Consider the following 13,254-nt stretch of genomic DNA (forward strand, 5'->3'; position numbering starts at 1 on the left):
ATAAACCTTTTAATAAATTATTTATGGCAAACGAACAAAATAATAGTCCGAAAAAGAATAAAGGATTTGGTCCGCAAAAACCAGATGGAGATTTTGATTGGTCGAAAATTCTAAAATCTGTTTTTAGCTGGGGAGCAGTAATAATTGCAGCAGTAATTGTTATGCAGTTTTTAAATACAAACAGAGGCGAAGCTGTTGAAGTTGATTACGATGTTTATGAATCGCTGTTGGCGCAAGATCAAATAAGCGAAATAAATGTTATCAAATCTGAATTAAATAATTATGTTTTGGATATAAAATTAAAATCGGAACAAACAGTCCCGGTTGGAAAAAATTCAATTTCCACAGAAAAAATAAGCACCGGAATTATTGAAATATTTATTGAACAACAACAATTGGTTTGGAAGGAAAAAGGAATAAAATATAATATTACTTTGGACTCAAACGAATGGTTTACGGTTTTAATTAGCTTTTTACCATGGATCTTAATGATAGGGATTTGGGTTCTGATAATGCGTAGAATGCAAGGCGGAGGAACCGGCGGAACGAGAGGAATTTTTAATTTTGGTAAAAGTCGTGCTAAATTGAATTCTCAATCTTCACTAAAAGTAACATTTAAAGATGTAGCCGGCGCAGATGAAGCGAAACAAGAATTGGAAGAAATTATTGAATTCTTGAAAGAGCCATCAAAGTTTCAGAAACTTGGCGGAAAAATTCCAAGAGGAGTTTTACTTTTGGGACCTCCCGGAACCGGAAAGACACTAATGGCAAGAGCAGTTGCCGGTGAAGCTGGAGTTCCATTCTTTTCAATCAGCGGTGCAGATTTTGTGGAAATGTTTGTTGGTGTTGGTGCAAGCAGAGTTAGAGATCTTTTTGAACAAGGAAAGAAAAGTGCACCATGCATAATTTTTATTGATGAAATCGATGCGGTTGGACGTCATCGTGGTGCTGGTTTGGGCGGCGGACACGACGAACGCGAGCAGACACTAAATGCGTTATTAGTTGAAATGGATGGATTTGAACAAAATAATGGTGTAATTATTATCGCTGCAACAAACAGACCGGATGTTTTAGATCCCGCATTATTACGCCCGGGAAGATTTGATAGACAAGTAGTTGTTGATAGACCGGATGTAAATGGCAGAGAAGGAATTCTAAAAGTTCATACAAGAAAAATTCCTTTGGCACCGGAAGTTGATTTAAAAGTTTTAGCAAAAGGTACTCCCGGATTAGCCGGTGCAGAACTTGCAAACTTAGTAAATGAAGCAGCGTTACTTGCAGCAAGACAAAATAAAAACAATGTTAATATGGATGATTTTGAAGATGCAAAAGATAAAGTAATGATGGGAATGGAACGCAAAAGTATGATTATCTCCGAAAAAGAAAAGCGTACAACTGCATATCATGAAATTGGTCACGTTTTGGTTGCATTAAAAATTCCGGAATCAGATCCAGTACACAAAGTAACAATTATTCCTAGAGGAAGAGCACTGGGTGTTACAACTTATCTTCCGGTGGATGAAAAACATACATATTCAAAAGATTATCTTGAAGCAATGATTGCTTATGCGCTGGGCGGAAGAGCAGCAGAGAAAATTGTTTACAATGCTTTTACAACCGGTGCAGGAAATGATATTGAAAAAGCAACAAACATTGCACGTAAAATGGTTTGCGAATGGGGAATGAGTGAAAAATTAGGTCCTTTAGCTTACGGCAAAAATGAAGAAGAATTATTTTTAGGAAGAGAAGTTACCAAACATCAAGATTATAGCGAAAAAACTGCGCAAGATATTGATGAAGAAGTTAGAGCAATTGTAACTAAAGGTATGACGCGTGCCGAAAAAATATTGACCGAAAATATTGAAGAACTTCATAGATTATCTGAAGAATTATTAGAACGAGAAATTCTTGATGCTGACGAAATTGATAAAATCTTAAAGGGTGAAAATTTGCCACCGGCAAGAAAAAATGGTGTTGATGAATCATCTCATAAGAAAGAAGAAATACCAGATCACGTGAAAAAAATGTTGGATGAAAAAGTAAATCGCTCTTCCAATCAAGAAAATCCCGCAAAGGAAAATGACCTCAATTGATAAAGGTTCCATAGATTTTAAAGGTGAATTGCTTAGAAAAAGTATTCACCTTTGTTCTTTATCTATCCCAATTATATATAATTTTATTTCCAAATCTGAAGCATTAACTATTCTTATTCCAATTACACTCATATCAGTTTTAATTGATTTCAGCAGGTATTATATTCCTTCTCTCAATAAAACAATCATGAATATTTTCGGTTTTATTATGAGAGAACATGAAAACGATATGAAGAAAAAGAATTTAAATGGCGCTTCCTATGTTTTTATTGCAGCAACATTAACATTATGGATTTTCCCCAAATTAATTTTTATTACTTCATTTACTATGTTGATAATCTGTGATATTGCAGCCGCACTCATTGGAAGAAAATTTGGTAAACATAAATTTTTAGCTAAAAGCTTTGAAGGAACTTTTGCGTTTTTTTTGTTTGGAATAATTGTTGTTTTTATAACTCCCAAAGTTGAAGGCATTTTATTGGAATTTATTATTGGAATATTTGCTGGAGCTGTTGGTGCAATTGTAGAAAATATCTCTTACGGCTGGGCTGATGATAATTTAACAATTCCGATTTCAATTGGTTTTACAATGTGGGGATTATATTTTCTTCTCTTGCCAAACTTTATTTTATGAAATATTAGGAACTATATAATTTCATCAATGTTTAAAAAGAATTCATTACTAAACTTTTAATTATATGAAAACAAAAATTACATTTTTTATTATATCAATTTTATTTGCATTAATAATTTTACAAGGCTGCGATAGCAAACAACCCGCAAAAGGCGAAGAAGACGAAATTTTTGTAATTGCCGATTCGATAGAATTTAAAGAAGTGGAAGATGAGTTAAAGCAAACTTTTGGCAAAGTTATTTATACTCCACAGCCGGAAGAACTATTTGAAATTCATAGAAAAAGATTTAGCGATCTTGAAAAATTAAAACTTCGAAAGAATATTATTATTCTTGCTACACTTGGTACTAATTTGCCAACATCAAATTATTTGGATTCTATTATGGATGATAAAGTTAAAAACATGATTAAATCCGATTCTATTTTTGTAATCAACAAATATGATCTTTGGGCTAATAATCAATTGGTTATGATTTTAACATCCTCATCAATTAGTAATCTTAAAAATCATATCAAAAATAAAAAAGATGATTTACTTTACTATTTTAGAGAAACATCCAATAAAAGAATGGCAAAAGGTTTGTACAATAAAAATTTTGAGCAAAAAAATATTGAGGCAAACTTAATTACAAAATATGGTTGGATGATGTACATTCAAGCTGATTATCAACTTGCTTTGGAAGTTCCCTCTGATAATTTTGTTTGGATAAGAAGAGGTGTAAATACCGATATGGAAAGATGGATTTTTGTACATTGGATTGAAAACGCATCTCCGGAATTTTTGCACCAGGATTCAATAACAGTCGAAAGAAATAATTTGACAAAAAAGTTTTTTAGAACTACAGATGATTCATCATACGTTGAACTTTATGATGATTATAAAATGGATTCCGAAGTTAATTTTAATGGTAAATATGCTTTAATGATGCAAGGATTATGGAGATTTAATAATTTAAGCGGCGGCGGTCCTTTTATCAATTATACATTTTACGATGAGAAATCCAGAAGAATTTATATGCTGGATGCTTCAGTTTTTGCACCAAAATATTATAAGAAAAGTATTTTGCAGGAAGTTGATGTTTTACTTCATAGTTTCAAAACTGATTCCGAAGTTAATCCGGAAGTAAAGCAAGATATTTTAGAACATTTGGAAAAATAATTTTTTAAAAATTATACTTCTAAAATAGTATGCCCAATTACAAAATTACCATCAAATATGATGGTACAAATTTTTTTGGCTGGCAATCGCAGCCGGAAGGCAATACTATTCAAGACGAAATCTCAAAAGCAGTCAGCCAAATTTCTCAAGAAAAAATTAATTTAATCGGCGCCGGAAGAACGGATTCGGGAGTTCACGCAATAGGACAAGTTGCAAACTTTTCTCTATCAAAAGAATTACAACTTTACAAATTTCAACATTCCTTAAATTGTATTCTGCCTAAAACTATTTCAATATCAAAAATGGAATTTTGTGATGATAATTTTAACGCAAGATTCGATGCAAAAAGAAGAACTTATATTTATATAATAGGCAAAAATAAAAATCCATTTTATGAAAATTATTCATATAATTATCCACAAATTAGAAATATAAATCTTGAACTATTAAAAATTCTCACAAAAAAAATTATCGGTGAATTTGATTTTACATCTTTTTGTAAAACAAATACCGAAACTCAAAATAAAATTTGTAATGTTTTAAACTGTGTTTGGCGAGAAAATAAAGAATTTTTAATTTTTAAAATTGATGCAAATAGATTTCTGCATGGAATGGTTAGAACTATTGTGGGAACTTTACTTTCCGCTGCATTTAATAAAAATGATGAAAATTATATTGAGGAAATTTTAAAATCGAAAAACAGAATTCATGCTGGAGAAGCCGTTCCGTCAAAAGGATTATATTTATACAAAGTAAAATATTAATTTTAACTTTAAAAAATTTTACGGAAATATTTTGGAATTTTTAGCAGATAAACATCCTTTGGTAATTCATTTTCCAATTGCGTTTTTAACAATTTATGTTTTGTTGGAAATTATTTCACAATTTTTCAAAAAAGATTTTATATTGAAATTCACACACTTAAGTTTGTTGATTGGAGTTATTGGCGGAATTGCAGCGGTTCTAACCGGCAATATGGAGTTTCAGTTACTAACACAAAAAAAATTTTTAACTCAATCTCTTATAAATGAAATTTCCGAACATGAATTTTATGCAACTTTAACAATGTGGTATTTTTTTATTTTACTTATCTCAAAAACTTACATTCTGTTGAAAAAGAAAAATCAATCTAAACTCAGCTATTTATTTGTTATTTTTGCAGTAATTGGATTTTATCTAATTTACAATACATCAAAAATTGGCGGCAGACTTGTTTATGAATTTGGAATTGGCACAAATTTATTAAACTAGTTTTATAAAATGAAACTAAACAAAATTCTAATTTTAATATTTTTTATTTCTTTTAATTTTCTTTCAGCGCAAGTAGAAAGTTATCACGAAGCGAAAGGCGTATTTTTTTCTTTAGGAGTTGGACCAAGATTTCCTATGGGAGAATTCAGCAGAAGAAGTAATATTGGTCCCGGAATTAGTGCAGTAGTTTCTTACACAGATGTAAATTTTCTACCGGTTTTTTTCTACGGAAAATTTGGATATCAAAATCACTCCGGAAATTATAAATTTTATCAAAATTCAGATCATTCAACATTAACGTCAAGTTTGTTCAGCGCAGATTTTGGAGCAAAATATTTTTTTAATCCAATAGTAGATGATATGTTTCTTCTTATGCCTTTTGCAGAAGGCGGATTTTCATATTCGTATTTAACAGAATTTTATCAATTCAAAATTAATTCAGAAAAACCCGACCAATTAGAAAATTTATCCAAAGTAGGATTTCATATTGGCGGCGGATTATCTTTTTTTCTTATGGATATTATTGCAAGTTACAATTATTTGTATGAATACCAATTTTTCTCACTTGATTTGAGAATTACAATTCCGGTTGCAGCAAGTTTATAAGGAATAATAAAATGGAATTTAAAAATTTACTCGTTAATAAAGAAGATGATATTTTAATCATTCAAATTAATCGCCCGGAAAAATTAAATGCGCTTAATAATGAATTATTAGAAGAATTGGATTTTTTATTTTCGGAAATTAAAAATTACAAATCGAAAGTCATAATACTTACCGGAGTTGGAGATAAAGCATTTGTTGCCGGCGCTGATATTAAAGAATTAAAAAATTGTAACGCAGAAACGGGAAAACAATTTTCAATAAAGGGACAAAATGTTTTCAACAAAATTGAAAATTGCGGTAAACCGGTAATTGCGGCAATTAATGGATTTGCACTTGGCGGCGGCTGCGAATTAGCTTTAGCTTGCCATATTAGAATTTCAAATAGTCGTGCTAAATTTGGACAGCCTGAAGTAAATTTGGGCATAATTCCCGGATACGGCGGAACGCAAAGATTTACAAAGTTAGTTAATACCGGCAGAGCTGCAGAATATATTTTAACCGGAGATTTATTTGATGCCGAAGAAGCTCTTCGTATCGGACTTATAAATAAAATTACCGCTCCGGAAGATTTAATTTTTGAATCAAAAATTTTAGCAAAAAAAATTGCAAGTAAGGGACAATTAGCAGTAACGGCAGCGTTAAATTCAATTTTGGCGACAAACAATTTAAATCTTGAAGATGGATTAAAAATGGAAACCGAATTATTTTCTAATTGCTGTAACACAAAAGATTTCCAAGAAGGTACTTCTGCATTTTTGGAAAAAAGAACTCCAAACTTTACCAATGAATAATTAGATTAAATTTTTTATCTGCAGAAAATTATGCTTAACAAACGAAAAATAATTTATATTCTTATTGCAATAGTTGCTTTACTTCTTTTGATAAATGTAGTATTGGGATTTATACATATCAGTTTGCCAAATAACAATCCGCAATTTTTAAGTAAACAAATTATCGATGAAAAATTTCAGAAAGTTTTAACTGATTATGGAATTCATGAAAATTGGATTACGAAAGGTAAAATACAAAAGGGGAAAAGCGATTCATTAAAAAACAGTTTAATTATCCAATTGCCGGAAGACATTCCGATTGCACAAATTTTAAAAGATATAAGTATAGAATTTGCAAAACAGCCGGTAATTGTTAGTTCATCAGAGGAAAAAATAAATGGATCAACAAATTTAATTATTGAATCCGGAAATACAATTAAACTTATTGCGGATTTTAAACATGAAGAAAATTTAGTAAGGGAAGTTTCAACAATTGCGTTTTTACTTATTCAAGTTGAAGATTTAGATGATAATGAAATAGTTGAATTGATGAAAAATCCAATACATTTTGGAGTAATTTTACCGCTGGAATTTAATTCAACTATAACTGCCGAAAAATTAAAAGAAGGAAATAAAGAATATTTTATTCAACTTGATGATGATTCCGATGAAATTGATTTTGAATTAACCGATGATTTAAAATTGGATGAATTAAAAAGTAATTCAAGAAAAATAATTGCATCATTCAATTCACCACGAATATTTTTTATTGATGAAAACAATTCTGGCCTAACAAAAAGTATTATAAATTTTATTTACGAAAAATTTAAAGATAGAAATCGAAGAGTTTTATTTTCAAATAATCTTACTTTATTAAAAGGTGAAAACGCAAATGATATAAATTCACTACTAAAATTTCATGTAACAAATTTAAAACCGGGCGAAGCAAAAACATTTAGAATAAATGTTGAAGATTGGTTTTTAATTCAAGATGAGCTTACAAATATTCAGAAAAAAGGAAATAAAATTGTAAATCCGTCTTGGTTACTTTAATTTACTAATTCATTACTCCTTTTCATAAATTTTCAATCTCAAATTCTTCAAACTGACTTAACTGATTTCTAATTAATTTTTCATCACCTACAACCACAATTAATAATTTTTCAAAATCAATATTTTCCTTTGCTGCATTTAATACATCAGCTTTATTTACATCATCAAGTTTTTGAATGTACGTTTCAAAATAATTATTCGGCAAATTAAACAAGGGAAGCAAAGAAATATTTGAAGCTATTTGCGAATAAGTTTCAAACATAGAAGGAAATCTTCTTACCAAATATGATTTTGCAAAATCAATTTCGTGCTGATGAATAGTATTTTTAATTTCATTTAATTCAAAAAGAATTTCTTTAATTGCATCTCCGGTATTTTCTGATTTTACAGAAGTTGCTACGGTAAAAGTACTTCCAATTGAATTGTAATTGTAACTAGAGTGTGCGCCATATGTGTAACCTTTATCTTCTCGTAAGTTTAAATTTATTCTGCTTGAAAACTGTCCGCCCAAAATAGAATTTAAAATTGATCTTGCGTAAAAATCATTTGAATTTCTTCCTTTGGAAAAGTGACCAATTCTCAATTCACTTTGAACTGCATTCGGTTTATTTACAACTAACATTTTTTTCTTTGATGAAATTTTATCTTCAGTTTGGTTTTTATTTTCTTTCGATTTCCAGTTCTCAAAATATTTGTTAAGAATATTTTGAGCGATATTTTTTTCTAAATTTCCTACAACTATTATGAAAGATCCGTTTGGTAAATATCTTTGTGAAAAATAATCTTTCACATCTAAATTTGTAATTTTTTCAATTGAAGAATTAATTCCACTTGAAGGAAATTGATAATTTGTATTTCGAAAAATATTTTTGTTAAAAACATTTGATGCAACATAAGAAGGATCATCTTCAAGCTGAATATTTTTTGTAATTAATTTTAATTTTTGTCGATCAAAATCTTCATCATCAAAATTCGGCTGCAAAATTATTTTTGATAAAATTTCTAAAGATTCTTCAAACTTTTCAATTAAGCATAACAATGAAATTGTTGTAAATTCTTTGTTGGAATTTATATTTAGAATTGTTCCCATCAATTCAAGTTTATCAGAAATTTCAAATCCGGATAAATTATCTGCACCTTCATCAAGCAACATTGAAGTTAAATAAGACAATCCTTCTTTTCCAATTGGATTGAAAATACTTCCTGAAGGAATAATTAAATTCATTTGTATGATTGGCAGAGTATCTTTTTTGTTAAAAAATACTTTTACAGAATTATCCAAAGTAAAGTTTTCAATTTTGGGAGTAAGAAACTTTAACTTTCCGGTTGGCGTTGGTTTTATTGATCTATCAAGCATAAGAGTCTTATTTTAGTTTAAAAAAAATCCCTATTCTGAAAATCAAAATAGGGATTTAAAAAGTAATATAGAAAATTTTATTTAATTATTTCAAACTCAATTCTTCTGTTTTGTGCTTTTCCTTCTTTTGTTGAATTATCAGCAATTGGTTTAGATTCGCCCAACCCTGCAGTTGTTAATCTATTAACAGAAATTCCTTTTTTCACTAAATAATTTTTAACGGCAATTGCTCTTTTTTCCGATAAAATTTGATTTGCGTTCTCATCACCATCATTATCCGTATGTCCTTGAATTTCAACATCAACATCCGGCATTTTTGATAAAACATATTTTACTTGATTAAGAATTAATTTAGACGACTCTGTAATTATATCACTATTTACCTTAAAATGAATATTTGTAAAAATTAATTTTTCACCTTTATTAGTTGAATTTGCTATTTGATTTTCTTCACGCTTTATAAGTGTATCAAGAATTATTGCTTCTTTACTTTGTTTAAAAAGCTGGACATTTATATTATCTTCGTTGGTAATTTTTATTTCAATCCTTCTATTAAATGCTCGTCCTATTGGTGTATAATTATCAGCAATTGGAAATCCTTCTCCCAAACCAACAGAGCTAAGTCTATTTGGTTCAATTTTATTTTCAATTAAATAATTTTTTACAGCATTTGCACGCCTTTGTGAAAGACCAATATTATAAAGATCAGTTCCATAGTTATCTGTATGTCCTTGAATTTCAATATTTATTTCCGGATGATTTTGCAAAACCGTTAACAAATGTTTTAAAATTGGGTAAGATTCCGGTAAAAAAGTAGCTTTGTCAAACTCGAAGTTTACACCAAATAAAATAATTTTTTCAATTTGTTCAATTTCTTTTTTAATAATTTCTTTGGGTTCGCTTGAATAATTATTTGTTATATAAGTATTACGTTCAATAATTTGAGATGGAACATCACTTATTCCGGAAGGCTTTTCACACATTTTTGAATTTTCTCCGGTGTCAAAATACCATTGAACTCCTACATTAAATGTCATGTAAGAATCTCCGTTTGTACCAAATAAACCTTTTAATTCATTTCTTTGAATATTTCCGTCTAAATAATTATGTGAAGAAGTTATGTAATCAATTTCTGTTACTAATTTCCATTGTTCTTTCAGATAAATTTCTAGACCAGCTCCTAAATCGTACTGATAACGGAAATGAGTTTTGTCAATTTTCTTTGATGGTGCGCTTGATGGTTTAAAAATTTGAAATCCGAAACCGGTTAAAATATATGGTGAAATAAACGAACAAGGAAATAAATTATATTGAAAATCTATACTGCCAGTAAATAGATTTGTTCTAACAATTTTTTGATCAGAATCTTGATAATATGAAGATTCCATATGCATAAATGCCGGTCTAAATCTTGCGGAAAGATTTTCTGTAAATTCTCTATTTATCTCAAAATAGAATCCAAAATTTTCATCTTCGGAAATCATTGGAGTTGTTATACCCATAAGTCTTGGATAAATACCGCCAAATCCAATTCCCCATGAATTTTCCCAAACTTGAGGTTGGGCATAAAAATTATTGGAAAAGAATATTAGAAAAATAATTACTTTCAAAAGGCGGAGAATAATTTTTGTTTTCATAATGACTTTCAATTTTAATATTTATAATGTTACTAATTATTATATAATTTTCAAGAATTATTAACAATTAAATACAGAAATAAGAAAATATTGTGATTTAAATCATCTTTTGAGGCATTGAAATTATTTTTTTAAATAAATGGCGGGTTAAAAGTCTTTTAAGTAAATAAAATTCGGTATTTGATCTAAAAAAAATCCCTATTCCGGAAACCAAAATAGGGATTAGCAAAGTGATTAAAAAAACTATTTTTTAATTTCGAATTCAATTCTTCTGTTCTGTGCTTTGCCTTCTTTAGTTGAATTATCAGCAACTGGTTTGGATTCTCCAAAACCTGAAGTTGTTAATCTGTCGATAGAAATGCCTTTGTTCACTAAATAATTTTTAACAGAAATTGCGCGTCGTTCAGATAAATCTTGATTATATTTATCATTTCCATCGCTATCTGTATGTCCTTGAATTTCAACATTAACATCAGACATTTTTGCTAAAACATTAGCTGCGTTATCTAATATTTTTACAGAAGATTTTGTAATAATATCACTGTTTGTTTTAAAGTGAATATTTGTAAATACTAATTTTTGACCACTTTCAATTAATTCTGCAATTTCTTTTTCTTCCTTTGTTGAAAATTTATCAACGGCAGATTCAAGTTGTGCTGGTTTTGTAGTCTGAACTTTTATCTTATCTGAATTTGTAATTTTAAATTCTATTCTTCTGTTTACTGCTCTTCCGTAAGCTGTTCTATTATCTTCAATTGGTTTGGTTTCGCCGTAACCGATTGGAGTTAAACGAGATTCGTTAATTCCATTTTTGATTAAGAAATTCTTAACGGATTTAGCTCTTTTTTCAGAAAGAAATTCATTGTACATATTATTTCCCAAGCTGTCCGTATGACCTTGAATTTCTACATTAGCATCAGGATATTTTTGTAAGACATTTGCAACATTCGTTAAAGTATTATCGGATTCCGGAGTTAATTGATCGCTATCAAATTTGAAAAATACTCCTTCAATAATAACTTGTTCACTATTCTTTACAGCATTCTCAAATTCAGAACCATTTTGCTGAATTCCGCCGTCTTCCGGTTTAGGACATTTACTGCTAATTCCATCATAAATACTAAATTCAATTCTTCTATTAATTGCTCTTCCAATTTCAGAATCATTATCTGAAACTGGTTTTCTTTCTCCGCATCCGCCAGTATATAATCTATCTTCCACTACACCACGTGTTACTAAATAATTTTTAACACTTTTCGCTCTCCTTTCGGATAAATCCATGTTATATTCATCAGTACCAATATTATCAGTATGACCAAGAATTTCTATTTTTTCTTCAGGAAATCTATTTAACGTATTTGCAACATTATTAAGAATTGCTTTAGATTCTTCGGTAAGTTCATCTTTATCGAATTTGAATTTTACATTTTCTAAAACGAATGATTCGCGTTTGGTTACAGCTTTTTCAATTACTTTATCAATATAAACAGTATCGACAACAATTTTTTCTACAGGAACTTCTCTAATTACTTCTCTAATACTAAACGGTTCGCAAATTCTTGATCTTTCGCCTCGGTCAAAATACCAAACTGCACCAAGTTTAAGATTCATATAAGAATCGCCGTTACTGAAAAGAAGTCCTTTAGTTTCATTTACACTTTGATTCCCATCAATTTTGTTATTTGACGCTGTTATATAGTCAAATTCCGCTTGCAAGCTTATATCATTGAAGAATTTAAATTCAGCACCTAGACCAAGTACTGCCTGGTAGCCCCAAAAAGCTTGTCCTATTATTGGGCCACTTGTGTAGGGATAAGGGTTTGATGATTTAAAATAAGTCATTCCATATCCCAACAATATGAAAGGAGTTATTCTTTCGCATGGTAAAATTGTGTAAAGTGCTTCCAAATTTATTGCGCCCATATTTACATAATTATCAATTTCATCGCCGGTATTTCCATAATAAAAAGAATTTAACAGAATGTAGGAAGGAGTTAATCTAAATCCAAAATGTTCCGTTAAATTATAACCGAGTGTCAAATAAGCACCAAAATTTCCATGCGATGCAATTGATTTGTCACTTATTGTCATATACCTTGGATAACTTAATCCACCGCCGATATACCAATCAGTTTTGTAAACATTTACACTATCATCACTTTCTGTCTGGGCAAAAGATAAATTTGTTAATAACAAAAAAAACAGCAAAAATTTTTTCATTTTATGTACCTCTTTAATTAATTACTACAAAAGTAATTTTGACACAAAAAAAATTAAAAAATATTTATTTCTTAATCCATATAAAATAATAAAATAGAAGTTTTTACTAAATTAAACTTTTAATTGAAATTTGTAACTTATATTTATTCAGAAAGTTACCATCTCTATATGTATCAAAAAGTAAAGTCTAATATTTTAATGCAAATAAATAGAATATTTTTAAGATATGATAAAAATTTATAATTATTAAGATTATCGAATCGAAAGAAAGAATTTATAATTATTTACTGAAGTTACGCAAAATGTCATTTTGAATCCGTCAACTGACGGATGAAGAATCTCAATATTGCAAATTAACTCTATTTTGAGATATTTCGCTTCGCTCAATATGACAAATACCTCAAATTGGGTAACTTCGGTTATTTATTATAACGTAAAAAAATACTATGACTAAAATTTTGTAATTATTCGAAT

11 protein-coding genes are annotated in these 13,254 nt (G+C 29.2%); 8 read left to right on the forward strand and 3 right to left on the reverse strand.

What is annotated here, in order from left to right; translation table 11 throughout:
• Positions 1-23 precede the first annotated feature (23 nt).
• From ftsH to IPH62_10900, 8 genes are all read left to right on the forward strand, one after another.
• Positions 24-2,093, forward strand: a complete 2,070-nt coding sequence (gene ftsH, locus IPH62_10865; protein ID MBK7105774.1) for an ATP-dependent zinc metalloprotease FtsH — start codon at positions 24-26, stop codon at positions 2,091-2,093.
• Positions 2,080-2,727 carry a dolichol kinase gene (locus tag IPH62_10870; GenBank protein ID MBK7105775.1) on the forward strand — a complete coding sequence of 216 codons (648 nt, stop codon included), beginning with the start codon at positions 2,080-2,082 and terminating at the stop codon, positions 2,725-2,727. Before ftsH ends, IPH62_10870 begins: the two co-directional genes overlap by 14 nt.
• A 64-nt stretch (positions 2,728-2,791) precedes the next feature.
• Positions 2,792-3,886 carry a DUF4837 family protein gene (locus IPH62_10875; protein ID MBK7105776.1) on the forward strand — a complete coding sequence of 365 codons (1,095 nt, stop codon included), beginning with the start codon at positions 2,792-2,794 and terminating at the stop codon, positions 3,884-3,886.
• A 29-nt stretch (positions 3,887-3,915) separates the two neighbouring features.
• On the forward strand, positions 3,916-4,650 hold the full coding sequence (gene truA / locus IPH62_10880) for a tRNA pseudouridine(38-40) synthase TruA (GenBank protein ID MBK7105777.1): 735 nt from the start codon (positions 3,916-3,918) through the stop codon (positions 4,648-4,650).
• Positions 4,651-4,681: 31 nt separating this feature from the next.
• Complete coding sequence (locus tag IPH62_10885; GenBank protein ID MBK7105778.1) at positions 4,682-5,137, forward strand: DUF2231 domain-containing protein; 456 nt, start codon at positions 4,682-4,684, stop codon at positions 5,135-5,137.
• 9 nt (positions 5,138-5,146) lie between these two features.
• Entirely contained in the window at positions 5,147-5,743 is a 597-nt protein-coding gene (locus tag IPH62_10890; protein MBK7105779.1) for a hypothetical protein, read from the forward strand.
• A gap of 11 nt (positions 5,744-5,754) precedes the next feature.
• Positions 5,755-6,534: an enoyl-CoA hydratase/isomerase family protein gene (locus IPH62_10895; GenBank protein ID MBK7105780.1), complete on the forward strand. Its 780-nt coding sequence runs from the start codon at positions 5,755-5,757 to the stop codon at positions 6,532-6,534.
• 30 nt (positions 6,535-6,564) lie between these two features.
• A complete protein-coding gene (locus tag IPH62_10900; protein ID MBK7105781.1) occupies positions 6,565-7,566 on the forward strand; it encodes a hypothetical protein in 1,002 nt (333 codons plus the stop codon).
• Between the two features lie 22 nt (positions 7,567-7,588).
• On the opposite strand, the gene IPH62_10905 is transcribed toward IPH62_10900, so the two are convergent.
• The 3 genes from IPH62_10905 to IPH62_10915 form a co-directional block, all read right to left on the reverse strand.
• Positions 7,589-8,923 (reverse strand): insulinase family protein, encoded by a 1,335-nt coding sequence (locus tag IPH62_10905; protein MBK7105782.1) that lies wholly within the window; start codon positions 8,921-8,923, stop codon positions 7,589-7,591.
• 77 nt (positions 8,924-9,000) lie between these two features.
• Complete coding sequence (locus IPH62_10910; protein ID MBK7105783.1) at positions 9,001-10,560, reverse strand: OmpA family protein; 1,560 nt, start codon at positions 10,558-10,560, stop codon at positions 9,001-9,003.
• A 243-nt stretch (positions 10,561-10,803) separates the two neighbouring features.
• Positions 10,804-12,780: an OmpA family protein gene (locus IPH62_10915; GenBank protein MBK7105784.1), complete on the reverse strand. Its 1,977-nt coding sequence runs from the start codon at positions 12,778-12,780 to the stop codon at positions 10,804-10,806.
• Between the last annotated feature and the right edge of the window lie 474 nt (positions 12,781-13,254).

It is taken from the genome of Ignavibacteriota bacterium (genome assembly GCA_016708125.1).
Classification (GTDB): Bacteria; Bacteroidota; Ignavibacteria; order Ignavibacteriales; family Melioribacteraceae.

What these genes read in the sequence shown, in the direction of transcription:
- IPH62_10895 (MBK7105780.1), top strand. Translation starts at nt 5,755, where the DNA reads ATGGAATTTAAAAATTTACTCGTTAATAAAGAAGATGATATTTTAATC.
- IPH62_10900 (MBK7105781.1), top strand. Translation starts at nt 6,565, where the DNA reads ATGCTTAACAAACGAAAAATAATTTATATTCTTATTGCAATAGTTGCT.
- IPH62_10875 (MBK7105776.1), top strand. Translation starts at nt 2,792, where the DNA reads ATGAAAACAAAAATTACATTTTTTATTATATCAATTTTATTTGCATTA.
- IPH62_10890 (MBK7105779.1), top strand. Translation starts at nt 5,147, where the DNA reads ATGAAACTAAACAAAATTCTAATTTTAATATTTTTTATTTCTTTTAAT.
- truA (MBK7105777.1), top strand. Translation starts at nt 3,916, where the DNA reads ATGCCCAATTACAAAATTACCATCAAATATGATGGTACAAATTTTTTT.
- IPH62_10915 (MBK7105784.1), bottom strand. Translation starts at nt 12,780, where the DNA reads ATGAAAAAATTTTTGCTGTTTTTTTTGTTATTAACAAATTTATCTTTT.
- IPH62_10870 (MBK7105775.1), top strand. Translation starts at nt 2,080, where the DNA reads ATGACCTCAATTGATAAAGGTTCCATAGATTTTAAAGGTGAATTGCTT.
- IPH62_10910 (MBK7105783.1), bottom strand. Translation starts at nt 10,560, where the DNA reads ATGAAAACAAAAATTATTCTCCGCCTTTTGAAAGTAATTATTTTTCTA.
- IPH62_10905 (MBK7105782.1), bottom strand. Translation starts at nt 8,923, where the DNA reads ATGCTTGATAGATCAATAAAACCAACGCCAACCGGAAAGTTAAAGTTT.
- ftsH (MBK7105774.1), top strand. Translation starts at nt 24, where the DNA reads ATGGCAAACGAACAAAATAATAGTCCGAAAAAGAATAAAGGATTTGGT.